This is a genomic window from Bacillus sp. FJAT-22090 (assembly GCF_001278755.1).
Lineage (GTDB): Bacteria > Bacillota > Bacilli > Bacillales_A > Planococcaceae > Psychrobacillus.
Map to the genome: position 1 here is coordinate 1 of NZ_CP012601.1, position 22,740 is coordinate 22,740.

Below are 22,740 nucleotides of genomic sequence, written 5' to 3' on the forward strand. Positions count from 1 at the left end.
AAAGAATATAGAAATTTTATCAAAAAACTATTGAAATAATCTCTAGTTATGGTACAATTAATCTTGTCTTTCAAATTAATATGTCTAGTGATGATGGCGAAGAGGCCACACCCGTTCCCATACCGAACACGGAAGTTAAGCTCTTCAGCGCCGATGGTAGTTGGGGGTCTCCCCCTGTGAGAGTAGGACGTCGCTTGGCATAATAATATTCCGAAGTAGCTCAGTGGTAGAGCAATCGGCTGTTAACCGATCGGTCGTAGGTTCGAGTCCTACCTTCGGAGCCATTTCTGGAGAGCTGTCCGAGTGGCCGAAGGAGCACGATTGGAAATCGTGTAGGCGGGTAACCCTGTCTCAAGGGTTCAAATCCCTTGCTCTCCGCCAGATAATTTTCTCTCTACAAATATAATGGCCCCTTGGTCAAGCGGTTAAGACACCGCCCTTTCACGGCGGTAACACGGGTTCGAATCCCGTAGGGGTCACCATTTAAATAATTAACCAGTGTTTTTGGAGGATTAGCTCAGCTGGGAGAGCATCTGCCTTACAAGCAGAGGGTCGGCGGTTCGAGCCCGTCATCCTCCACCATATAAATTATATAGTTGTCGCGGGGTGGAGCAGTTCGGTAGCTCGTCGGGCTCATAACCCGAAGGTCACAGGTTCAAATCCTGTCCCCGCAACCAAATGGTCCCGTGGTGTAGCGGTTAACATGCCTGCCTGTCACGCAGGAGATCGCCGGTTCGATCCCGGTCGGGACCGCCATTTATTATTTAATAAGTTAGAGATTTAGGATAAGCAAGTATATCGAGGAAGCAATCGAGTGAAAGAAGGAACGTACTAAAGTACGTAACTGACTGAACGGATTTAGCTGACAAAGTGATACGAAACTTAGCGTAAATCAATTGAGATTTAGGATAAGCAAGCAGGTCGAGGAAGCAATCGAGTGAAAGAAGGAACGTACTTAAGTACGTGACTGACTGAACGAGTGAAGCTGACAAAGAGATGCGCAGCTTAGCGTAAATCGAAGAGGCTCAGTAGCTCAGTCGGTAGAGCAAAGGACTGAAAATCCTTGTGTCGGCGGTTCGATTCCGTCCTGAGCCACCATTTAAAATGCCGGAATAGCTCAATTGGTAGAGCAACTGACTTGTAATCAGTAGGTTGGGGGTTCAAGTCCTCTTTCCGGCACCACTAATAGTGGAGGGGTAGCGAAGTGGCTAAACGCGGCGGACTGTAAATCCGCTCCTTAGGGTTCGGCGGTTCGAATCCGTCCCCCTCCACCAGTTTTTATATAGGGGCATAGTTTAACGGTAGAATAGAGGTCTCCAAAACCTTTGATGTGGGTTCGATTCCTACTGCCCCTGCCAATTTATAAGTTAACTTTGAATAATGGCGGTTGTGGCGAAGTGGTTAACGCATCGGATTGTGATTCCGACATTCGTGGGTTCAATTCCCATCAGTCGCCCCATATTCCTTTTGAGTTAGCTCTTTTTTTATTTAATAATGGCGATTGTGGCGAAGTGGTTAACGCACCGGATTGTGATTCCGGCATTCGTGGGTTCAATTCCCATCAGTCGCCCCATTGGGGTATAGCCAAGCGGTAAGGCAACGGATTTTGATTCCGTCATGCCCTGGTTCGAATCCAGGTACCCCAGTTTTTTGCGGAAGTAGTTCAGTGGTAGAACACCACCTTGCCAAGGTGGGGGTCGCGAGTTCGAACCTCGTCTTCCGCTCCAACTATAATTCGGCGGCATAGCCAAGTGGTAAGGCACAGGTCTGCAACACCTTTATCACCGGTTCAAATCCGGTTGCCGCCTCCAATTATTAATTTAACATTTGAAACACTTTATTTGCCGGTGTGGCGGAATTGGCAGACGCGCGGGACTCAAAATCCCGTTCTTTCGAGAGTGTCGGTTCGACCCCGACCACCGGTATCATTATTTAAATTTTGATTTGTTTTAATAAAAATAAAATCCTCGTAAATGTTATTAAATTAACATTTACGAGGATTTTTTTGTTTTTGAGAAAAGGATATTTGTATTGTTGCTAGAAAGTATAAGTTCCCATTTACATGTTGTATGTAGATAGCATTATTCCTTCTTTTTTATCGATGTTGATCTACAAGAATTTGATTCCCATCTGGATCTTCAATTGTAAAATGTTCCACATTTATTGTTAGATACATACTTATCACCTCGAAGATTAGTATGAAATGTAGAATCGATTTTGTACATAGTTATTCAAGCACTAGTGTACATATTTAAATTATCATTTGTAAATTTGGCTTCCATGTTCATCTTATTCATGCAACAGAAGAGCATATCTATATGGCTCATGAAAAATAAAAACGAAAAGGAATACATTGTTTTTTAAAGAGGATGTTCAAAAAGTTCGGTAAGAATGACACATCGAATTTGCTTAATATCAAGGGCCAGCCTTGTCTGATCCTTGAATATTTCATCGGTTAACTGGTACTGCATCCATATCCCTAGTCATCCCCTACTCACCACGTTGTTCGGAGCATAACCGAAGTATAAATTCTTTCATATCGACAATACGTGGGAATGTTGGTCTTGCGGTGGTTCCTGCAATCAATAATGGTACAAGTGTTTCTTGTTTGTGTAATGAACCGTGCGCTGCCCCACTAAGGTGGAATGGTGTGGATTGGGCTTTAAAATCACAACCTGGTTTAGCGTTAACGACAATGAAACTACCCGAATGGGAGTGTAATGCACTATAAATCCTAGCTAACGCATCTGGATAATTCCCGTAAGATAACTCTTTTCCATTTTTTACATGCAAATCCAGAAGTTCGATGTTTCCCTCTATACTCCATGTCTGGTTATATTCATCCTTGTATTTACCATTTGGACAGAAACGCAATATTCCTTGTCTCATGCCAGATGTAATGTTTATATAGTTATTATCCTTCCAGGCAATTATATCGATTCGTCGATCATTCATTAGACGTTCTGCAATAACGGATAATGGCAGGTTCTTATCCAATATGTAAATATAAGCCATACGCTGATTTACACATAGGACAAGCTGGTCTTTTTTACGTACGCTTCTTTCAAGTCTGGATATGCGATAATTTTTTAGTATTTTACGTAAATCAATAATAAATTTCCGGTAGTTGGAACCGGTTGGAGAATGGCCGTTATCTCCCATCACCATCCATACATTCCGATTGAGAGCTTCTTCCCAGCTTGGATACATATTCAACGCTTTTTGGATTTCTCGGTCAATTTTTGTAATTCCTTTTAAATCTTTCGGACCCTTGAAATGAAGGCGGGTGTCCATATCTTGAAATATGCAGAATGTAAATCCTGGGAGTTTGTCCTTACGTATTAAATATCTGAGCTCCCGGGCTGTAAATTTATAATTTCCAGCAGCTATTTGCGTTGTGAATCCCCACGGTCGCAATTTAGAAAAGAGACCTAAAGAGAAAATGGATGTGGCGTTGGTTGTCCATTCACCGTCCTTGAAGCGGGTCAGTGTACTGAGTAATCGAGGTACGTGTAACCGATGGGGGGTATTTCCGCGATAGACAAAAGAATTAATAGAAGCGGAAGGAATTCCCTTGTTGGCCAAATCCTCATAAATTGTAGAAACCTCACTACTTAAATGCTCATTATTCAGTCGGTAAAGCATGTTATGGGCGGTACTACGCATTCCTAACCTAAACGTTTCGCGAAAACCAGTCCCGTAGTTAATAATCTCCATTCTGGAATCATCGTACCAAGTTAAGCCAGGAACATGGTGTTCATCAGCATATGTACCTGTCAAGAGAGTGCTATCAATAGTGACAGACATTGTCGGAAATGAACTCACCATATTGGGAATATAACTGCCGTTTTCCATTAGAAATTTTAAGGCAGGAGCTTGTCCGGTTTGGATGGCAATTTCTAGCGGTTCGGGCATCAAAGAATCAATGTTTAGCAAAATTACTGGTTTTAGCGTTTGTGGGTCTTGCTTCATATGGTTTCATCCTCACTACCATTTACTTTTAGAAAATACACTATTTTATATCTTTTGATTTTTAGAATTTATTATACTACCCACTTTTTTCCTGTAGAGATGAAAAGGGACTTGAAGTAGTGTCAGTGAAAAGTGTTGTTAACTTATTCCAGTATTTCGAAACGCCAATCCATGTTAATTTTGAGAAAGAAATAGAAGTAATTGTAAAAGAACGAGAAAAACATGTTTTAATTGAAATGGTATTTGGTGGGAAATTCCAAATAATTGGTTTAACTGATTATAAATCTGGTGGATTAGAAGCTTTTGAAGAAAATTTTAATAAGTTTGGTCAGTTTAGAATACATTTAGATATGTGTATACCATTATTTCCTCTTTTTTATCGATGTTGATCTACAAGAATTTGATTACCGTCTGGATCTTCAATTGTAAAATGTGCTGATCCTTCATTTGTTTCATCTGCTTCAGACAGCATTTTGGTTCCTTTTGCTTTAAGCGTAAATGGGAACTTATACTTTCTAGCAACATTACAAATATCCTTTTCTCAAAAACAAAAAATCCTCGTAAATGTTAATTTAACAACATTTACAAGGATTTTATTTTTATTAAAACAATTCAAAATTTAATTAATGATACCGTTGGACCGAATCCTACTTTATACACACAAACTTTTTGGAAAAGAATTATCTAAGTTAGCTCCGTTATACTAACAGTCTCAATTCCATCAATAATAAATTTGATCTAAGTATAAATGAGGACCATGAAATATACCAACATAATGATAGTAGAACTTTTGAATGCCTGTGAATTTTTATAACTAAATTACATTCATTATCAATTCAAGTATAGAGTTTATATTTTCTTTTTTATCAATAGAAGAACGCCATTGATAATGGCGTGTATTTAAAACTTTATGGTATCTATGGGTTTAATATTCAGCGGATCAAAAGTGATTTCATATCCTTTGTAAACTTTTTTCAGTCCGTATTTATCGACATAATAATCAATCGATTTTTTTAAGTAATCTGCAGTTATTTCGATATGAACACAAACATCCTCTAAGGTAATTTTCCTCAGCTCATAACATTCTATCAGCTTTTCGAGTGATACAACTTTTTCATATCCCCATCTTCTAGCAACGAGTTCTAATTTTTGATTTTGGACTAGATTTAAATCGGTAATGTCCCCGTATGTCGTTTCGTAATGTCCCAATTCTTCTGCAAGAATACCATGTTTTTCATAACTATTTTTTAGCTTATTTATATATATCCTTTTATCTATATATATACCACCGAGACCTTTAGGCATTGTTGGATCTTCAATAATCTTTATATGCGGGTATTCAATTATCAATCGTTCATAATCCACACATTACACCTCATTTAATCTCGTTTGAATTTAATATAGTTAATGTAGTTTTTAATTGCTTCCATTTCTTCATCTGTAACATCATCATCGATGTGGGCAGCAAGGGTTTCAATTTTCGAATAAGACTGTTGAGTGTCTAATCCAAGTATTCTATCCATAGAGACATTAAAGGTTTCTGCAATAGCTCGTAACATCCTTGTCTTAGGTTCAGTAGTATCTGATTCCCATTTGGATACCATACCCTTTGTAATTGAAAGACCTGCTTTTCTATTTATTCTTTCCGCAAATTCTTCCTGAGACAACTTTTCTTCATCTCTAATTTTTTTTAACTCTTTGCCTATTGAATACATCGTTACTACCCCCTATTAATTAATGTAAGTATAATCTAAAGTTTCACTTGTGACAACTTATTTTAATTTTTTTATTAAAAAGTAGTTGACTATGAAACTTTTGCCTGTTAAAGTCATCTTATAGGTTTCATAAATGAAACTTTAAATTCATAGATTTGAAAGGAGATTAACATTATGAGATATATAATAAGTTAATATTGCTACAAATTTATTATTTTTTTAACAAAAAAGTTTCATAAATGAAACTTTGTCTTTTGTAATCTATCCAGAGAAGAAATGGGAGGTGGAACAATTATGAATATTAACTGGAAAGTACGTTTTAAAAACAAGCTCTGGGTGTCGAGTTTTGTTGCCCAATTATTTATTTTAATTGAGTTACTTTTAATTGGTGCCCATGCTATTGGTTGGACGAGTTTTCAGTTAACTGAAGAGATTCAAGATTGGGTATTCGCGGTAGTAAATGTCGTATTTGGATTGTTTGCTACAATCGGAAATATTCAAGATCCAACTACAGAGAATTTTGCTGATAGTCAAAGAGCTATGAACTACAACTAACTAAGTAATTCTTTAAGGAGGTGGTGGTAATGTAGGTAATGTGATAAAACAGAGGTAAGAAGTTGTACATCGTAATACAAAACTAAAATGGGGTGATTAATTATGGTAAAAGTATTTATTGATGCAGGTCATGGTGGGACGGATTCAGGCGCAGTGGGGAATGGGTTACAGGAAAAAAATCTAACATTGCAAATTTCAACGAGAATTAAAGATATTCTGCTAGCTGAGTACAACAATGTAAGTGTGTTAATGAGTCGAACAGGAGATCAATCTTTAACCTTGACGCAGCGTACAAATGCAGCTAACTCATGGGCAGCTGACTTTCTCCTTTCCGTTCACATTAATGCAGGTGGTGGAACAGGCTATGAGGATTATGTTTATCCTGGAGTAGGTGCACCTACTACTACTTATCAGAATACTATTCATGAAGAAATATTAAAGCTTGTAAACTATACTGATCGTGGAAAGAAACAGGAAAACTTCCACATGTTACGTGAATCTAATATGCCAGCCCTTTTGACTGAGAATGGATTTATTGATAATACAAATGATGCTGCTAAGTTGAAAACGGCTTCCTTCATTGAATCTTTAGCTCGAGGTCACGTGAACGGCATAGCTAAATGCTTCAATCTTCCAAAGAAAAATACAGCTGTTTATCATACAGTTGTGAGTGGTGATACTGTATATTCGTTAAGTCAAACATATGGTAGCACTGTGCAACAGATTAAAGATTGGAATGGGCTTGATGCCAATTACACTATTTATGTAGGACAAGTGTTAAGAGTGAAATAAAAAATGCACTTTCTATAAAATCTATCGAAAATTTGTCGAAACCTATCAAGCCCTATTCACTTAAATGTGTGGGGCTTTTTTTATGACTATTTCTAATAGAGCTATCCTATAAAAGTTTATTTAATTAATAATGCGGGTAAATAATAATAAATAATTTGGATGATTTGAAGGAGGAAATAAAGAATGATAAAAAAATATAATTTTATTATTGAAGGAAAAATCATCGATGTATATGCGAAATCAAAAACAGAAGCACAAGAAAAAGCGAAGAAAATATATGATGAAATAAGAATAGAAGACAGATCCCATCAAAAGTTACATTTGGCATAAAAGGGTTTTCCATAAGTAATATTCATAATGATAAGCATATAAATGTTGAATTATTAGCATTTATAAGCTTTTTTATTTTGGTTTATATGTCTGATTTAAGAAACGGAAGTAGGCTGGTAGTTAGGCATAAAAATTTACATAGAGGTTATTGAAAGTTATCGTAATACATAAGGAACGGTTGAAGTGAAAGGAAGTATTGCGATGAGATTAAGCGTACTAGATCAAGCTCCTATAACAAAAGGTAATACAGCTGAGGGAGCCCTAAAAAAAGCGGAAGAGTTAGCTATATTGGCGGATAAGCTAGGATATTATCGAATGTGGATGGCAGAGCATCATGGAACAAAAGCTTTTGCTAGTTCATCACCTGAGATAACAGCCACTCATCTTGCTGCCAAAACGAAAAATATACGCATTGGAACCGGTGGAGTAATGATGATGCATTATTCTCCGTTAAAACTTGCAGAAGTATTTAAAACGCTAAGTGCTTTTTCACCTGGCCGAATTGATTTTGGAGTTGGCCGAGCTCCAGGTGGGGATAACTATTCCATTTATGCTTTATCTGAGGGACGCCAGCCAATGTTGAATAATATGTATGAGAAATTTAAAACAACTCTAAAGCTAATGAACGATGAAGTGCCGGAAGATAGCCTATATAATAAAACAATCGCGACACCTTATAACATAATGTTACCGGAGGCATGGTTACTTGGGTCCAGTGGTAATAGTGCAATTCAGGCAGGACGTATGGGTGTTGGGTATTCGTTTGCACAGTTTTTCAATGGTGGAATGAGTAAGGAAATTTTAGAAGCATATAGAAAGAACTTTCAAGCTTCAGCTTTTATGGAGAAACCAGAGATTTCTGTGACTTACTTAGCTACAGTAGCTGAAACAAAAGAAGAAGCAGAGTTTCAAGCACTTCCTCAAGATATTTCTAGACTTTCTTTAATGAGAGGGTCGATAATGCAAACGATGACACCAGAAGAAGCACAGGAGTATCCATTAACTGAAATGGATCGAATGATGATACAAGAAAATCGTAAGATACATTTAGTTGGAAGTGCAAAAGAAGTTGCAACGATTTTACAAGATGAACAAGAAATGTATGGCTTTGACGAAGCAATGATCTGTAGTATCCCACATTCGCAAGAGAAACGTTTAGATGTGTATCGATTGTTAGCGGCTGAATTGTTTTAAGACTCATTGTATTAATTGCGAGTATTTGGTATATTATTAGTAATACAGTCTAAGATGTGACCAAGTAAATGAGAATTGTGAAACAGAAAATATAGCAATTGCTGAGAGCTATATCACCGCTTCTTGTTGAAACCTACCACGGAGATGTTATGCAAACATAACCGGTTCGTTGTCGTTAACCAACGTTTGAGATAGTTCGCTAAATTTGCGAACTAATTAAAGGTGGTACCGTGTCTATCCAGTGTAAAGACGCCCTTTTATAGGGGAGTTTTTACACTTTTTTTATTTTAAAGGAGGAAAAGTAGATGTCTACACAACAGAATGATTTTACAAAATGGTATATTGAAACGATTCAGAAAGCAGATTTAATGGATTACACGCCTGTTCGCGGATGCATCGCATTCAAACCAGATGGCTTTGAAATTTGGGAGCACATTCAAGAAGAAATGAACAAACGTTTTAAAGAAACTGGACATCGTAATGCTTATTTCCCAATGCTGATTCCAGAATCGTTTTTCCAAAAAGAAAAAGATCACATCGAAGGATTTTCTCCAGAGCTTCCATGGGTAACGGAAGCTGCTGGTGAACAATTAGAAGAACGTTTAGCACTTCGTCCAACTTCAGAAACGATGATCGGACACTTATATTCCGATTGGATCAAAAGTTATCGTGATCTTCCAGTGTTAATAAACCAATGGGCAAACGTATTCCGTTGGGAAAAGAAAACTCTTCCTTTCATCCGTACGTCCGAATTTTTATGGCAAGAAGGGCATACTGCACATGTAGATGAGGAAGAAGCTCGTAAAGAAACGATGCAAATGCTAAACATTTATAAAGAGGTTGTTGAAGAACTTTTGGCTATTCCAGTATATGATGGACAAAAGACACCTTCAGAACGATTTGCAGGAGCTGTGGATACGTATTCTATCGAAGCAATGATGAAGGATGGTAAAGCAGTTCAGGCAGGTACATCTCATTACCTTGGAACAAAGTTTGCTGAAGCATTTGATATTAAATATTTAAATAAAGAAAACAAACATGAACATGTTCATACAACTTCATGGGGAACTTCTACTCGTTTAATCGGTTCTGTAATAATGGTGCATGGGGATGAGCAAGGTTTAGTATTACCACCACGTGTTGCTCCAACCCAGGTTGTATTGATTCCAGTGGGACCTTGGAAGAAGAATCCTGCGATTATGGAAAAACTGGATGAACTATTTGTAGCATTAAAAACAAAAGGTATTCGTGTGCGCCTAGATGATTCCGATCAATCTCCAGGCTATAAATTCAATGAATGGGAACTAAAAGGTGTTCCAGTTCGTGTTGAATTAGGACCTCGTGATTTAGAAAATAATCAAGCGTTAATGAAAGCACGTGATGAGGCAGATAAATTCTCAGTGGACCTTGCTAATTTAGTGGAGCGTATTGAGGAAGAACTAAACACAATGCAAACACGTTTACTAGAAAAAGCTCGTGCATTCCGTGATCAAAATTCACATACACATGTAAATTCACTGGAGGAGTTAAAACACCATCTTTCGAACTCTACTGAAAATGGGGAAATTCCTGGCTGGATTCTTGCTGGTTGGTGTGGAGATGATGCTTGTGAAGAGCATGTAAAAGAAGAAACTAAATTCACAACACGTAACATTCCATTCAATCCACCTGCTGAAAAGTCTACATGTATCAACTGTGGAAAAGAATCAAAACATACTGTATGGTTCGGTCGCGCATATTAATTTAATCTTACAATCTAAACAACCATTGCATAGACAATGGTTGTTTTTTTATTTCATAAAAAATGTGTAAGATTAAAGCAAGAGATTCGTCTAATAATTAGAGGGAGGAGGAATTCTTTGGAGAAGCATCTAATAGAAGAATGGTTTGAATTATATGAAAAGGATGTTACTAGTTATCTAATATATTATACGGGATCAATAGACGTAGAAGATCTCGTCCAAGAAACCTTTCTAAGGGCTATGAAAAAAATGACGGTCTATAAGAAAAATGGGCACCCAAAAACATGGCTAGTATCGATAGCAAGAAATATGGTGATTGACCAATATCGAAAAAGTAATGTTTGGAATAAAATAAGACATCTATTTATAAAAGAACAAGATATTCTAATAAATATGGAACAAAACATAATGATAAACCAAGATAATAGCGTTTTATATCATACTATAAACCAACTGCCAGCTCATTATAAAGAAATAATTATTTTAAAAGGGATTATGGAAATGTCATCCAAGGAAGTCGGTTTAGTAATCAGAAGTAACGAGAATAACGTAAATGTTCTGTACCACCGTTCCTTAAAAAAATTGAAAGAATTGCTGGAAAAGGAGGGGTTTGAACATGGAAGAATATAAGAGTCTTGAAGAAAAATTAAAAAACTTCCCCCAATATTCATTAGAAATTGATAAAAGGAATAAAATACTTTATTTGTTGAAATCAAAGAGAACTACTCAAAAATATTGGACTTCTTTAAAACCAATCATGTCTTTTTTAAGCCTAGCTATCATTCTATTATTTCTTTTTTTAACTAGTAGCCTCTTTAATAACTATAATGTGCAACATGGCGCGATTTTTACATTGCCTGATAGAAATCAGCAGGTTATTGGAGTGGAAGGAAAAATAGGAATACTTGTATCTAAAGAGCAATTTGTTGCGGAAGACAGAAGACGAGGGGCAAAGCTCATGCTTTACTTTTGGGGAGATGCCGAAAAACTTGTAGGAAAGAATTATCGAGTAGAAGCCGAAGATATGAATGGTGAAAATATTGAATTGACTAAAGGAATTTTATCTAGTGGTTTAAATAGTGAGGATGCTCATGCATTAACTAGCTTTATTCCATTTCCAACAGAGGGGGGGTGGCAGTTATCCTTTTACGTAGAGGATCATTTGTATGAAGCATTTACTATTAATGTGTTACCACCATTTCCGAAAACAAAGCATTATACATTACTGAATTCACCAAAGGAGATTCCAATTGGTAAAGAAAGTGAATTGAATATAGAAAGTACCATTGGTAATAAAGAAAAAATAGAAGTAAAGCTAATCGATGAAAAAGGAAACGTAAAGGAAACTTCTATGTTTCAACTTGATAGTTCCGCAATAGATGCTAATACGAATCAAACAATTTATCATTATTCAGGTGAAATTACATGGGCGGAACATGGCTCATGGAGACTACTTATTGATGGGGAGGAAACGGGATTATTTGAGAACTAGACAAAGAAACTTTGTCTATATAACGTAGTTGTCTCATTTTAAATGGCTGCCTTAGCCTTCCTTCGCTAATATGCTGAAGGCACTGAAAAGTCCTCACTGAGATTTCATAACAGTATGTGAACGACAAGTTGTTCACATACTCGATTTTATTTTGGACCCGTTAATTTCCGTTCCAGGCGGACGCGTTCCGCCGGCATGGCTTAAGCCGCTTCCCTTGCTCCTGCGCAAGCTCGTCGCAAAGATTAATTTCGCTACGCTCAGTCCAGGGTCTTCTCGCTCATGCACCTGCCGCTTCGCTTTCGGTGCAGAAAACATTTGCTATTCCGGCTGGAGTCGCCGCCTTCCACTCCAATCAACTATTATCCGCTTTTCAATTAGAAAGCCATCATGCCATTAATAGAGCAAATTTTTATCACTTCAATTAGTATTTATAGAAAAATCGTTGAAAAAGACGACACTCCTGCGGGAATAGCGTTAGCCGAAGACCCCGCAGTTGAGGGGAAGGCAATCTAAGTTCGCCGCATCCTGCGGCAACGATTGCATGACCAACATCGTGTTGGCCAAGGAGACTAAGGCAACGCCCGCGGGAAGGGAGTCGTTTCAACGATTTTCTTATTTATCGGACGACATTATTTATATCAAATGGAAGGCAATCTAAGTTCGCCTCGTCCTGCGGCAGCGATTGCATGACCCCATCCTATGGGCCTCAACGCCTTCATTACGAACAACCATCGTGTTGTCCAAGCGGCTCGGCGATTGCCCGCGGTAAGCTTCGGAAAACCTGATCGATTCAATATAAAAATAAATTTTAGATTGTCTACAGTTTAAAACGCTCCTACCACAATAGTGGAAGGAGCGTTTTTCATAGCAGGAAATCCAGAGAAACTAATTGAGTTAACGTTTGCGATAGTTAGTCATTAGTCACTGGTAACATGGTGAAAAGTTACAGGTCATTGGTTTGCCGGTAGGGTTAAATGATTTCCTAACTATGCCTTGGCAAGGAGTCTCACCTTACCAAGGATTATGCATATTTTTCGTCGTCGAAGTTAAGGCTTATTGCATAGTTTTTAGCATTAATGAGTCCTGAAAGTTTATTTGCCTCTTTTTCATATTGTAGAGCATTTAAACGATATTCTTCTGGATTGAATAACGCAATTTGAATATATGTAGCTCCTTCGCCTCCATATCCGTATTGCACTCTTTCTTTTTCTGCAGCCCCTAGTTGTTTATAAATTCGGGCTTGGGCTCTCATTTGTGTTGCTAATTCGATTGCTTCCACAATGGTATATGCTTTGTCTTTAAACATAACCGTGTTGTTAATATTTGCTTCATAGATTAAACGATCAAGGGTACGGATGTCTTTACGTGTTTCGGTAATTTCATTGTCCACTACTGAAACTGTTCGTGGTCCAACTTCTGGAACAGTGTCTTTTTCTATAATTTTATAAGCAACACGCATAATTTCTTCTTCTAGTTCATGAACTCTTTTCATTAATAAACTCTTTAGTTTAACTGCTTCTGCTAATGATATATTCGGCATATCTATATTCCCCTTTCTATTTGGTCATCGTGTAAAACAATAGAATACGCCTCTCCTCCATGGATCTGGGTAAACATAGTTCCCATGGACTCAACTAATTTAAGAGCGTCTACTTCACCCATTGAAGGTCGGAGATAAACAATTTGAACAGCATTTTTTGTGTCCTCCGTTACAGCAGTTCTTTTAGAATCAACAAATGGACTTCCGAATGGACCATATGTATCTTGTAAAGTAAGGATGTTATTCAATTTATTTTCACGTCCATTTAGCCCTTCGTAAACCGTTTCTTCATTACCAAGAGATATTGTAATATCTCCTTGAATCTTATCTACATCATAAATTCCCATTGGTATTTCATAACGCATCGAGAAAAAGTTATTTAGATCAACAGCAGAATGCATAGGTGTGATATAATTTTGTTTTGCAATCCGTCTATATAGTGCTTCAACTGATGGCCGGTATCGATTTGGGTCAGCCCCGAATTTTTTCCATAAAATACGCCATTCTTTTATTCCAGAGAATTCAGTTATCGCTTTGTCTTCCATTTCAAAAAACAGCTGTTCTTGAAATAATTGGAGGCGTCCCTTAAGCATTTGAGGGGAAGAAGTTACAACAATTTTGGTATAATGTATAATGCCTATTTTAAAGGTAGGGTCTATTTGTAATAAAGAATTATCCATTTTTACAAGCATAACAACCATCCTTACACATATTTTCTTTAGTTTACCATAAGAAAGGAGAACAATTGTGAATATCAACCAATTTCAACAAGAACTAATTGAATATGCTGCTTCTATTGGGATTGATAAGATAGGATTTACTTCTGCTTCTCCTTTCCATGAATTAAAAAATAGATTGATTCGCCAACAAGAGCTAGAATTTGCTTCTGGTTTTGAAGAGCCTGATATAGAGAAAAGAACTCAGCCAGATCTCTTGCTTCCGGAAGCAGAGAGTATTATATCTATTGCCATTGCGTATCCATCAAAAATGAAAGATGCGCCTTTAAGTGTAAAAGGGGCGAGACGTGGTATATTTGCAAGAGCTTCATGGGGAATGGATTATCATACTGTGCTACGTGAGAAACTAGCACTTTTAGAGTTATATATATTAACGCATATACCAAATGCAAGGTTGCGTTCCATGGTAGACACAGGAGAACTTTCTGATCGCGCAGTTGCAGAGAGAGCTGGTATTGGTTGGAGCGCAAAAAACTGTTCCATTATTACGCCGGAGTTCGGCTCCTATGTTTACTTAGGTGAGATGATTACATCTATTCCATTCTCTCCGAGCGAACAAATGGAGGAACAATGTGGTGATTGTAGGCTTTGCTTAGATATTTGTCCAACTGGAGCTCTAATAGAAGGAGGACAATTAAATGCTCAGCGATGTATTGCATTTATAACCCAAACAAAAACAATGGTTCCGGATGAATTTCGTGCAAAGATTGGAAACAGAATCTATGGCTGTGACACATGCCAAACTATTTGCCCAAAAAATAAAGGAAAAGCTAATTTGCATCAACCAGCTTTTCAACCAGATCCCGAGCTCGTGAAGCCACTACTTATGCCAATGTTAGAAATGACTAATCGAACCTTCAAAGAAACATATGGACATATGTCTGGTGCTTGGAGAGGAAAAAATCCAATACAGCGAAATGCAATTATAGCATTAGCGCATTTTAAAGAAGTAGCCGCAGTACCAAAACTGATAGAATTGCTTGAAAATGATGCACGACCTGTAATTCGAGGAACAGCTGCATGGGCAATTGGTAAAATAAACACAGAAGATGGACAAGTAGCACTGAAGAAAGCAGAACAAAAAGAAGAAAACAATGAAGTACTAGAAGAAATTCGTAAAGGGCTTCAATTCTATACTATAGAGAAATAGGAAGTGGAAATGTTGAGCATTAATGTAGTGTTATATCAACCAGAAATTCCAGCTAATACTGGAAATATCGCAAGAACATGCGCAGGAACAGGAGCGAAATTACATTTAATACGTCCTCTAGGATTTTCTACAGACGATAAAATGTTAAAGCGTGCAGGTCTTGATTATTGGGAACATGTAGATATTACGTATTATGATGGTTTAGAAGAATTTTTTGACGCGCATCCTGAAGGGATATTTTATTTAATTACTAAATTTGGGGCAAAACCTCATACTACCTATGATTTTAGTGATGGAGAAAAGGATCATTTCTTTATTTTTGGGCGTGAAACAAAAGGGTTGCCACGAGAGATTATTGATGCCCACCCCGATCGTTGCTTACGTATTCCAATGAACGACAATATCCGTTCGTTAAATTTATCTAATACTGCAGCTATTCTTATTTATGAAGCATTAAGACAGCAAAATTATCCTGGTCTTCATTAATAGAAGCACTAGTCATAAAAAAACGGACGTAGTCTTTTGAGACTCGTCCGTTTTTAATATTTATTACTTCTCAGATGCACCTGGTTTGTCATCGTAACCTGCTTTAAAAATAGCAGTAAGGAATGATACACAAACGCCAAGAATAAGAATAAGTTTCATATCGAGTGCCTCCTCTATATATTCTGAACTAAGTATACCCTACTTTGTTTGAAAAAGAAATATTGCGAAAAAGTGTAATTATGTCTAAAATGTTTCTTTTGAAAGTTGCAACCTTCTAATTATTCATCTACCATAAAGAAAAGGAGTGATTTTTTAAATGAGTAATTTGAAAAATGGTCCAGAAAACGGTTCGATGGCAACGAATATGGAAGAAGTTAAGTTACTAGGTAAACAGATGGATAGGCTGAGAGACAATAACGAGCTGGAGCAAGATAATCGTGTATCAGACCCAGCCCAGTCGGATGATGTTAGTAAGATGAAGAAAAGAGAAAACGACTGATTCAATCAGTCGTTTTCCTTATAAGAAAGGATGAGGACAATGGAATTACATATAAACTCTACTAAACAACTTGCGAACGGTGTAGAAATGCCACGAATTGGTTTAGGTGTATATAAAATGACGGAACCGGATATCGCACTTCAAGCGATTACAGCAGCACTTGATGTAGGTTATCGTCATATTGATACAGCTTCCCTTTACGCGAATGAGAAAGAAGTCGGAGAAGCTGTACGCAATTCATCTGTTTCCCGTGAAGATATTTTCGTAACAACTAAAGTTTGGAACACGGACCAAGGATATGATCAAACCTTAAAAGCATTTGAGAAGTCTTTAGAATTATTAGGACTAGATTACATAGATTTATATTTAACACATTGGCCAGTAAAAGATACTTTTGTAGACACGTACCGTGCGATTGAACGCTTATATGAAGAAAAGCTGATTCGTGCAACAGGTGTTTCAAACCACCATCAGCACCATTTGGAAGCAATTGCAGCAAAGGCAAATGTTAAGCCAATGGTCAATCAAATCGAATGTCATCCTCGCTTGACACAATTTGATCTTCGTGAATATTGTGCGGAGCAGGGTATTGCGGTAACTTCATGGTCCCCTCTAGCAAGAGGCGGATTACTAAACGAACCTAGTCTACAAAGAATTAGTGAAAAATATGGTAAATCACCAGCTCAAACGATTATACGCTGGCACTTACAGCATGACTTAATTGTCATTCCTAAATCAGTGACACCAACTAGAATAGAAGATAATATAAATGTATTTGATTTTGAATTATCGTTTGAAGACATGAAAAACATAGATTCACTCAATCTGAATGAACGCACAGGTGCAGACCCAGATAATTTTAATTTTAATTAAACACTAATAACACTTATTCTATTAAATACATAGAGTAAGTGTTTTTCTATTTTTTGGTTATTTTTAGCTTTATTGTGGTTAAGTAAAGATTTGAAAAGGTATAGCATACGCGCTGGCAACTGTCAGTATTAAGAATGTGCGCCTTAAAAGTGGCAAGAGCGAGAAGAATGAATGACAAGGCTAACATCCTAAACAAGACACAATAAATAACAGAGACTATTTTCTAAATATGAAACTAAATCGTCTATTCAATCGTATGTTGTACTAAACTAAGTGGAGAGTTGAAGCCACAAATTTAAAAGGCGGATGATAAATTAAATGAATAAAAATATGATATGGTTGGATATTTTATTTTATATTATTCTCCCTTTTATCATTTGGAGCTATGGACGGGAGAGTCTAGGCGATTATTGGGCTATGTTATTGTCAACCTCACCAGGCTTCATATACACAGTCTTTCGATTCGTGATAGATCGTCAATTCAATATAACGGGAACTTTTATATTGATAAGTCTATTGATTGGTACGTTGGTAGATTTACTGTCTGGGTCAGCTGAACGAATGTTATGGAATCAAGTTATTGTCGGTTTAGCTTTTAGTTTAATTTATCTTGGCTCGCTTACATTAAAAAAACCACTTGCTTTATACTTTTTCGTTGATCTAGCCTATCTACAAGGCTATGAACGAGAGAATAGCAAAAAATTATTTTTTAGAAGAGAGCTATTAATATGGTTTCAGTTATTAACCCTGCTATTTGTCGTGAGGGGGGGAACTTTAGCCGGGTTAAAGTCTTGGCTTATCTATAAGTATGGTGTGGATGCTTATAGTTCTATGCTTCTTTATATGAGAGTTATAGGAGGGTCCTTTTCTGTTCTTATGGCAATCGGGTATGTCTTTATAGGTATTAAGATAAAACAAGTAACAACAACGTTAGAAGGCAAAGTGGAGGTTAAAGTATAAGAATGGATCCCGTTACCTTTGGCCCGAACAAATACCCCTCATCGAAAAAAACGAGGGATATTGCTCTTATATATTCACTTCTCTTTTTCTTTCTCCATTTCTATTTTTTTCATACTTTCTTGATATTCTTCTTCTACATCTGAAGTTGACGGGATAAAGGGCTCATCGTTGTAATCAGTTCGTTTTCCATATCGGCATATCTCATAAATGATCATTCCATTATTAGGCATTCCATTTATTGTTTTCATGGGCACGATATCGAATAGAACAAAGTAAAATGTATAAAAAATAAAACGTTCCAAAAATGTTTGGTATTCCTGTAAGTATCCGTTTGCTAATAGCGCATTAATAATTAGTGCTACTAGAAGATTAATGAGAATCGGGCCAGCGTAAATGCAAATATACGCTGGCTTACTTTTTCTCTTTATAGAATCATAAGAATACCAACTGTATAAATGATAATATTTTCGCACATCAAAAATTCCTATTTTAAAAATCCGAGGACCAGATCCAATGGTAAGCCTAGGATTTTGTACTCCAAAAATTTTACTCACTATTAAGTAGCCTGTTTCTCTCAAAAATACTACTACGGGCAAGATAATAAATGCTGAAATGATTAATGAAAGTAAATCTGAAAAACCAAAGATTTTATCACTTCCCATAATTTATATTATCAACACTATTATCTTAAATACCCTAATAAACGAAGAAGAATCTTGTAATAAACTCCTAAAAAACAGAAAAAGTATCGGTAAAAGGAACCGATACTTTTTAGAAGAGAATTAATTTATGTTTCCACGTTTGTTTTTAGGATCCTTTATCCAGTATCTATTTCCTTTACCAGCATAAAGCTCATCTTTGAAACGTGGAATAACGTGAAGATGTGCATGCATTATATGTTGTCCAGCAGAAGGACTGCTATTCCAACCTACGTTGTATCCATCTGGACTTAGGCGTTCATCTAAATAAGCCTTTACTTCATTTAAAAGTGAAAAAGTAGCATTCCATTCATCCTCTGTTAAGTCGAATACATTTTCTCGATGGCTAATTGGGACAATAAGACCTGAACCAATTAATACATCTTGTGGAACTTGAATGAACATACACTTTTCATTTTGTAAAATAACTTCTTGATCTTTAATCATTTCCAAGTGACAAAATGGGCAATTTTTCATTGCTTTTTATCTTCCACGATAATCACTTCGCCTGTAATTGGATGAACGAATTGAACTTTGAATGCATGAAGCTCATAAGTTTTTGTCGGTGTTTTTTTCGCTCCATATAAATCATCACCAACAATCGGATGACCTAGATGAGCAAAATGTACACGAATTTGGTGAGTGCGTCCTGTTTCTAATATTGCGTGTACCTTGGTGAAATTCGGATGTCTACCAACCACTTCGTAATGGGTAATAGCTAGTTGGCCGGAAGGTGAAACTCGTCTTCTTGTAGGATGATGACGATCACTTCCGATTGCAGCTCGAATCGTACCATGATTATTTTTCACTTGCCCCTCAACTACGACTTCATATGTGCGTACAATTTCTTTGTTTTCAAGCATTCGATCTAGCATGCCTTTAACAATTGGATTTTTCGCTATAACGACTAACCCTTTTGTCCCCTCATCAATTCGATGGACATGTTCACCATACTTTTGGCCATTGTTTGCTAAATAGTTTTGCACCGTATTCATGAATGTATGATTTTGCCCTGATTCATTTGGGTGAGTAGCCACTCCACGTGGTTTAGATGCAATTAGTAAATATTCGTCTTCATATGCAACGTAAAGAGGGATTTGATCAGAAAGAAGATAATTCGAAGCATCACCCTCCCATTTGAAAACTAGGATGTCTCCTTTTGAAAGAGTAGATTTCCATTGCAAAAGCTCTCCGTTTTTATCACTAACAGCCTTTTGCATGCGCAAATCATGGATAAGTTTTTTCCCAAGCTTCCATTTTTGTTGTAAAATCGTTTCAATTGTTAATCCATCTTCTGATACTGTATAACGGAATTTATGGTTCATGATCGTGTCTCCTTTTAAAAAAAGGTCATGCCTGTTGGGTCATGACCTTTCTGCTTATTAAATATAACGAATGCTTGTACCTTTGGGAATATTCCACTTTTCTTATTTCAATACTACTTGATCGAAAAATGCTTGTATGTTTTCGTTAGGTACTGCACCTTCTACTCGCTCAACTTCTTTCCCATTTTCAAAATAAACTAAAGTTGGTGTTGCTGTGATTCGATAGTCATCCCAGCCTTGCTCATATTCAAGGATATTATATTTTACAATATCGACACCATTTTCCTCTGCTAGAGGGGTTAATCTAGGTGTCAATTCTTTACAGTGAACACATTCTGGACTAAAGAAATATGCAGTTACTGGTTCACCGCTTTTAATTTTTGCTTGTAGCTCATCTGGATTGATAATATTTTGGTAATTTTCATCATCAATTAAATCAATTGTGGACTGACTTAAATTCTTTTTGTCATATGGGCTATCAGCTAGTTTCGATTTGTTTGCTTGGTTTGTTAGTACAATAATTAATGCAAAAACAACAACGATAATTCCACCAAAAATGGCTAGTTTTTTCATGCTTATTTTTCCTCCTTGATGCTTCTTAAAATCAATACACTACTAATTGCGATTAATATAAATGCAATAAGTGCTAAAAATGGTATTGTAATAAATCCTAAATAGTTTATATACTCTCCAGTACATGGAACTCTACCACACGTTGGAGCAGATTCTTGCATAAAACTTAGTTTTTGAATGCTATAGTGATATGCTGATATACAACCACCAATTACTGAAAAAATGAGAGAAGTAAGTGCTATTTTTGCATTTTTTTGCGCGTAAGCGACTCCTAAAATAATGACGAGTGGATACATGAGAATACGTTGATACCAACATAATTCACAGGGCTCGTACCCTAGGATTTCGGAAAAATATAAGGAACCAATTGTAGCAGTTAAAGCCACTGACCACATAAATAACAAGATATTTTCAATTTTTTTTGTCATAGGTTGCTCCTTTAAAATACTTTGAACTCAAATCAAAGTATAAGGGTTATTTTAAGGTATGTAAATTATTTTATCTGTTTAGGAAAGAGAGCTATAATATAAAATAGTTAATAAAAAGAGGAGCGTTCAGAATGTCAGAAGAATTCGATTTATCACAGTTTGAAAAAAGTATGATTATAAGACAAATGTCTTTTTCAGATATAGATTCCATCTTAGAAATCTCACGCCTATGTTTTCCTGGAATGGAGCCTTGGGATGTTGCACATTTACGAAGTCATTTAACTATTTTTCCGGAAGGGCAATTGGTTGCAGAACTAGACGGAAAAGTAATTGGATCTTGCTCCAGCTTAATTATTAACTTCGATGAGTATGATGACCGACATTCCTGGTCAGACGTTACAGATTCAGGATATATAACGAATCATAATCCAGACGGATATAACTTATATGGAATTGAAGTGATGGTGCATCCGGATTATCGTAGAATGAAGGTGGGTCAGCGTTTATATGAAGGTCGAAAAGACGTTGCGAGACAGTTCAATTTAAAGTCCATTATTATTGGTGGACGGATTCCAAATTATCATAAACACGCTAATGAAATGTCACCAAGAGAATACGTTACAGCAGTATCACGACATAAAATTTATGACCCAGTCCTAACATTTCAGTTAATGAACGGATTTACGCTTATGCGTATTAATCCTAATTATCTTCCTGATGATCGGGCTTCTGCAAAATACGCTACGTTGATGGAATGGAATAATGTTGATTATATTCCTTTGTCCAAGAGACATTTTAAAACGAGCTACCCAGTACGTATTTGTGCAGTACAATATATGATGCGTAAAATTAATTCCTTTGAAGAGTTTGCACATCAATGCGAGTACTTTGTGGATGTAGCATCCGATGCACAATCGGATTTTGTTGTATTTCCAGAAATATTCACAACACAATTAATGTCAATTTTAGACGAGCCTTCACCTAGCCAGGCCGTTCGCAAGTTAACTGAATATACGCCGCAGTATATGGAATTATTTGCAGATTTATCTGTTCGCTACAATATTAATATTATTGCTGGATCTCATTTTGTAGAGGAAGAAAATGAGGAAATCTATAATATTGCATATTTATTCCACAGAGACGGCGCAATCGATAAACAGTATAAAATTCACATTACGCCGAATGAACGGAAATGGTGGGGAATTAGTTCTGGAGATACTGTTCAAGTATTTGACACTGATTGTGGGAAAATTGCCATTCAAATTTGTTATGATATCGAGTTTCCTGAGCTTGCTAGGATTGCGACAGATATGGGTGCAAATATTATTTTTGCACCGTTTTGTACAGAGGATCGTCAAGGATATTTACGTGTTCGTTATTGTGCGCAAGCTCGCGCAGTAGAAAATCAAATATATACTGTTATCTCAGGTACTGTAGGAAACTTACCTCAAACAGAAAATATGGATATCCAGTATGCCCAGTCTGCTATTTTTGCACCTTCCGATTTTGAATTTGCAAGAGATGGAATTGTAGGAGAAACAGAGCCAAATGTTGAAATGGTCTTAATCGGGGATGTCGATTTAGAAATTCTAAGACGTCAAAGACAAGATGGTACGGTAAAGCATTTAAAAGACCGCCGTCATGACGTCTATGGTATTGATTATAAAAAATGAGGAATG

General features: G+C 36.7%; 24 protein-coding genes, 16 tRNA genes, 1 rRNA gene and 1 other annotated feature. Of the genes, 31 read left to right on the plus strand and 10 right to left on the minus strand.

Annotated features, from left to right (window positions below):
• Nucleotides 1-83: 83 nt before the first annotated feature.
• The 17 genes from rrf (at nucleotide 84) to AM499_RS00085 (ending at nucleotide 1,925) form a co-directional block, all read left to right on the plus strand.
• Nucleotides 84-199, plus strand: a 5S ribosomal RNA gene (gene rrf / locus AM499_RS00005).
• 10 nt (nucleotides 200-209) lie between these two features.
• A tRNA-Asn gene (locus AM499_RS00010) sits at nucleotides 210-284 on the plus strand.
• Nucleotides 285-289: 5 nt separating this feature from the next.
• A tRNA-Ser gene (locus tag AM499_RS00015) sits at nucleotides 290-381 on the plus strand.
• Between the two features lie 26 nt (nucleotides 382-407).
• A tRNA-Glu gene (locus AM499_RS00020) sits at nucleotides 408-482 on the plus strand.
• Between the two features lie 24 nt (nucleotides 483-506).
• Nucleotides 507-582 (plus strand) — tRNA-Val (locus AM499_RS00025).
• Nucleotides 583-600: 18 nt separating this feature from the next.
• Nucleotides 601-677, plus strand: a tRNA-Met gene (locus AM499_RS00030).
• A gap of 3 nt (nucleotides 678-680) precedes the next feature.
• Nucleotides 681-756 (plus strand) — tRNA-Asp (locus tag AM499_RS00035).
• 266 nt (nucleotides 757-1,022) lie between these two features.
• Nucleotides 1,023-1,098: transfer RNA gene (locus AM499_RS00040), tRNA-Phe, on the plus strand.
• 8 nt (nucleotides 1,099-1,106) lie between these two features.
• Nucleotides 1,107-1,182, plus strand: a tRNA-Thr gene (locus tag AM499_RS00045).
• A gap of 8 nt (nucleotides 1,183-1,190) precedes the next feature.
• Nucleotides 1,191-1,274 (plus strand) — tRNA-Tyr (locus AM499_RS00050).
• Nucleotides 1,275-1,284: 10 nt separating this feature from the next.
• A tRNA-Trp gene (locus tag AM499_RS00055) sits at nucleotides 1,285-1,358 on the plus strand.
• A gap of 25 nt (nucleotides 1,359-1,383) precedes the next feature.
• A tRNA-His gene (locus AM499_RS00060) sits at nucleotides 1,384-1,459 on the plus strand.
• Between the two features lie 38 nt (nucleotides 1,460-1,497).
• Nucleotides 1,498-1,573: transfer RNA gene (locus AM499_RS00065), tRNA-His, on the plus strand.
• A 1-nt stretch (nucleotide 1,574) separates the two neighbouring features.
• A tRNA-Gln gene (locus AM499_RS00070) sits at nucleotides 1,575-1,646 on the plus strand.
• 6 nt (nucleotides 1,647-1,652) lie between these two features.
• A tRNA-Gly gene (locus AM499_RS00075) sits at nucleotides 1,653-1,727 on the plus strand.
• Between the two features lie 10 nt (nucleotides 1,728-1,737).
• Nucleotides 1,738-1,811: transfer RNA gene (locus AM499_RS00080), tRNA-Cys, on the plus strand.
• A gap of 32 nt (nucleotides 1,812-1,843) precedes the next feature.
• Nucleotides 1,844-1,925 (plus strand) — tRNA-Leu (locus tag AM499_RS00085).
• Nucleotides 1,926-2,490: 565 nt separating this feature from the next.
• On the opposite strand, the gene AM499_RS00090 is transcribed toward AM499_RS00085, so the two are convergent.
• Entirely contained in the window at nucleotides 2,491-3,972 is a 1,482-nt protein-coding gene (locus tag AM499_RS00090) for an alkaline phosphatase family protein (protein WP_053588291.1), read from the minus strand.
• A gap of 119 nt (nucleotides 3,973-4,091) precedes the next feature.
• Between AM499_RS00090 and AM499_RS00095 the strand changes: the two genes are divergently transcribed.
• Nucleotides 4,092-4,361, plus strand: a complete 270-nt coding sequence (locus AM499_RS00095) for a hypothetical protein (RefSeq protein WP_053588292.1) — start codon at nucleotides 4,092-4,094, stop codon at nucleotides 4,359-4,361.
• 511 nt (nucleotides 4,362-4,872) lie between these two features.
• Here the strand turns inward: AM499_RS00095 and AM499_RS00100 are convergent.
• Both AM499_RS00100 and AM499_RS00105 read right to left on the minus strand, forming a co-directional pair.
• Nucleotides 4,873-5,337 (minus strand): ImmA/IrrE family metallo-endopeptidase, encoded by a 465-nt coding sequence (locus AM499_RS00100; RefSeq protein ID WP_053588293.1) that lies wholly within the window; start codon nucleotides 5,335-5,337, stop codon nucleotides 4,873-4,875.
• Between the two features lie 14 nt (nucleotides 5,338-5,351).
• Nucleotides 5,352-5,687 (minus strand): helix-turn-helix domain-containing protein, encoded by a 336-nt coding sequence (locus AM499_RS00105; protein WP_053588294.1) that lies wholly within the window; start codon nucleotides 5,685-5,687, stop codon nucleotides 5,352-5,354.
• Between the two features lie 294 nt (nucleotides 5,688-5,981).
• Between AM499_RS00105 and AM499_RS00110 the strand changes: the two genes are divergently transcribed.
• The 7 genes from AM499_RS00110 to AM499_RS00135 all read left to right on the plus strand — a co-directional run bounded on the left by AM499_RS00110 (nucleotide 5,982) and on the right by AM499_RS00135 (nucleotide 11,792).
• Nucleotides 5,982-6,242, plus strand: coding sequence for a phage holin (locus tag AM499_RS00110; RefSeq protein WP_053588295.1), 261 nt, complete (start codon nucleotides 5,982-5,984; stop codon nucleotides 6,240-6,242).
• 102 nt (nucleotides 6,243-6,344) lie between these two features.
• Entirely contained in the window at nucleotides 6,345-7,034 is a 690-nt protein-coding gene (locus tag AM499_RS00115) for an N-acetylmuramoyl-L-alanine amidase family protein (protein WP_053588296.1), read from the plus strand.
• Nucleotides 7,035-7,217: 183 nt separating this feature from the next.
• A complete protein-coding gene (locus tag AM499_RS21530) occupies nucleotides 7,218-7,364 on the plus strand; it encodes a hypothetical protein (RefSeq protein ID WP_156316721.1) in 147 nt (48 codons plus the stop codon).
• A 201-nt stretch (nucleotides 7,365-7,565) separates the two neighbouring features.
• On the plus strand, nucleotides 7,566-8,558 hold the full coding sequence (locus AM499_RS00120) for an LLM class flavin-dependent oxidoreductase (protein ID WP_053588297.1): 993 nt from the start codon (nucleotides 7,566-7,568) through the stop codon (nucleotides 8,556-8,558).
• 42 nt (nucleotides 8,559-8,600) lie between these two features.
• Nucleotides 8,601-8,818: a binding site (T-box leader), on the plus strand.
• Between the two features lie 45 nt (nucleotides 8,819-8,863).
• Nucleotides 8,864-10,300: a proline--tRNA ligase gene (gene proS, locus AM499_RS00125; RefSeq protein WP_053588298.1), complete on the plus strand. Its 1,437-nt coding sequence runs from the start codon at nucleotides 8,864-8,866 to the stop codon at nucleotides 10,298-10,300.
• Nucleotides 10,301-10,417: 117 nt separating this feature from the next.
• Complete coding sequence (locus tag AM499_RS00130; RefSeq protein WP_053588299.1) at nucleotides 10,418-10,930, plus strand: RNA polymerase sigma factor; 513 nt, start codon at nucleotides 10,418-10,420, stop codon at nucleotides 10,928-10,930.
• Entirely contained in the window at nucleotides 10,917-11,792 is an 876-nt protein-coding gene (locus AM499_RS00135) for a hypothetical protein (RefSeq protein ID WP_053588300.1), read from the plus strand. The genes AM499_RS00130 and AM499_RS00135 overlap by 14 nt, the downstream gene beginning before the upstream one ends.
• A gap of 1,021 nt (nucleotides 11,793-12,813) precedes the next feature.
• Here AM499_RS00135 and AM499_RS00140 read toward each other — a convergent pair.
• Together AM499_RS00140 and AM499_RS00145 are read right to left on the minus strand one after the other, a co-directional pair.
• Nucleotides 12,814-13,332 (minus strand): hypothetical protein, encoded by a 519-nt coding sequence (locus tag AM499_RS00140; protein WP_053588301.1) that lies wholly within the window; start codon nucleotides 13,330-13,332, stop codon nucleotides 12,814-12,816.
• 2 nt (nucleotides 13,333-13,334) lie between these two features.
• Nucleotides 13,335-14,024: a B3/B4 domain-containing protein gene (locus AM499_RS00145; RefSeq protein WP_053588302.1), complete on the minus strand. Its 690-nt coding sequence runs from the start codon at nucleotides 14,022-14,024 to the stop codon at nucleotides 13,335-13,337.
• A gap of 55 nt (nucleotides 14,025-14,079) precedes the next feature.
• Between AM499_RS00145 and queG the strand changes: the two genes are divergently transcribed.
• The 5 genes from queG (at nucleotide 14,080) to AM499_RS00170 (ending at nucleotide 18,037) form a co-directional block, all read left to right on the plus strand.
• Nucleotides 14,080-15,219, plus strand: coding sequence for a tRNA epoxyqueuosine(34) reductase QueG (gene queG, locus AM499_RS00150; protein WP_053588303.1), 1,140 nt, complete (start codon nucleotides 14,080-14,082; stop codon nucleotides 15,217-15,219).
• 9 nt (nucleotides 15,220-15,228) lie between these two features.
• Nucleotides 15,229-15,705, plus strand: coding sequence for a tRNA (uridine(34)/cytosine(34)/5-carboxymethylaminomethyluridine(34)-2'-O)-methyltransferase TrmL (gene trmL, locus AM499_RS00155; RefSeq protein WP_197275578.1), 477 nt, complete (start codon nucleotides 15,229-15,231; stop codon nucleotides 15,703-15,705).
• Between the two features lie 316 nt (nucleotides 15,706-16,021).
• Complete coding sequence (locus AM499_RS00160) at nucleotides 16,022-16,204, plus strand: hypothetical protein (RefSeq protein WP_053588305.1); 183 nt, start codon at nucleotides 16,022-16,024, stop codon at nucleotides 16,202-16,204.
• 39 nt (nucleotides 16,205-16,243) lie between these two features.
• Nucleotides 16,244-17,077: an aldo/keto reductase gene (locus tag AM499_RS00165; protein ID WP_053588306.1), complete on the plus strand. Its 834-nt coding sequence runs from the start codon at nucleotides 16,244-16,246 to the stop codon at nucleotides 17,075-17,077.
• Between the two features lie 318 nt (nucleotides 17,078-17,395).
• Nucleotides 17,396-18,037: a VC0807 family protein gene (locus AM499_RS00170; RefSeq protein WP_053588307.1), complete on the plus strand. Its 642-nt coding sequence runs from the start codon at nucleotides 17,396-17,398 to the stop codon at nucleotides 18,035-18,037.
• Between the two features lie 74 nt (nucleotides 18,038-18,111).
• Here AM499_RS00170 and AM499_RS00175 read toward each other — a convergent pair whose 3' ends face one another.
• The 5 genes from AM499_RS00175 to AM499_RS00195 all read right to left on the minus strand — a co-directional run bounded on the left by AM499_RS00175 (nucleotide 18,112) and on the right by AM499_RS00195 (nucleotide 21,061).
• The gene (locus AM499_RS00175) at nucleotides 18,112-18,699 is read right to left on the minus strand and encodes a hypothetical protein (RefSeq protein ID WP_231687509.1); all 588 of its coding nucleotides are present in this window, start codon (nucleotides 18,697-18,699) and stop codon (nucleotides 18,112-18,114) included.
• 120 nt (nucleotides 18,700-18,819) lie between these two features.
• A complete protein-coding gene (locus AM499_RS00180) occupies nucleotides 18,820-19,212 on the minus strand; it encodes an HIT family protein (protein ID WP_053588308.1) in 393 nt (130 codons plus the stop codon).
• Nucleotides 19,209-20,060 (minus strand): RluA family pseudouridine synthase, encoded by an 852-nt coding sequence (locus tag AM499_RS00185; RefSeq protein ID WP_053588309.1) that lies wholly within the window; start codon nucleotides 20,058-20,060, stop codon nucleotides 19,209-19,211. The genes AM499_RS00180 and AM499_RS00185 overlap by 4 nt, the downstream gene beginning before the upstream one ends.
• 102 nt (nucleotides 20,061-20,162) lie before the next feature.
• Nucleotides 20,163-20,633 carry a thioredoxin family protein gene (locus AM499_RS00190; RefSeq protein WP_053588310.1) on the minus strand — a complete coding sequence of 157 codons (471 nt, stop codon included), beginning with the start codon at nucleotides 20,631-20,633 and terminating at the stop codon, nucleotides 20,163-20,165.
• Nucleotides 20,634-20,635: 2 nt separating this feature from the next.
• A complete protein-coding gene (locus AM499_RS00195; protein ID WP_053588311.1) occupies nucleotides 20,636-21,061 on the minus strand; it encodes a disulfide oxidoreductase in 426 nt (141 codons plus the stop codon).
• A gap of 131 nt (nucleotides 21,062-21,192) precedes the next feature.
• Between AM499_RS00195 and AM499_RS00200 the strand changes: the two genes are divergently transcribed.
• Entirely contained in the window at nucleotides 21,193-22,734 is a 1,542-nt protein-coding gene (locus AM499_RS00200) for a carbon-nitrogen hydrolase family protein (RefSeq protein ID WP_053588312.1), read from the plus strand.
• The last annotated feature ends 6 nt before the right edge of the window (nucleotides 22,735-22,740 follow it).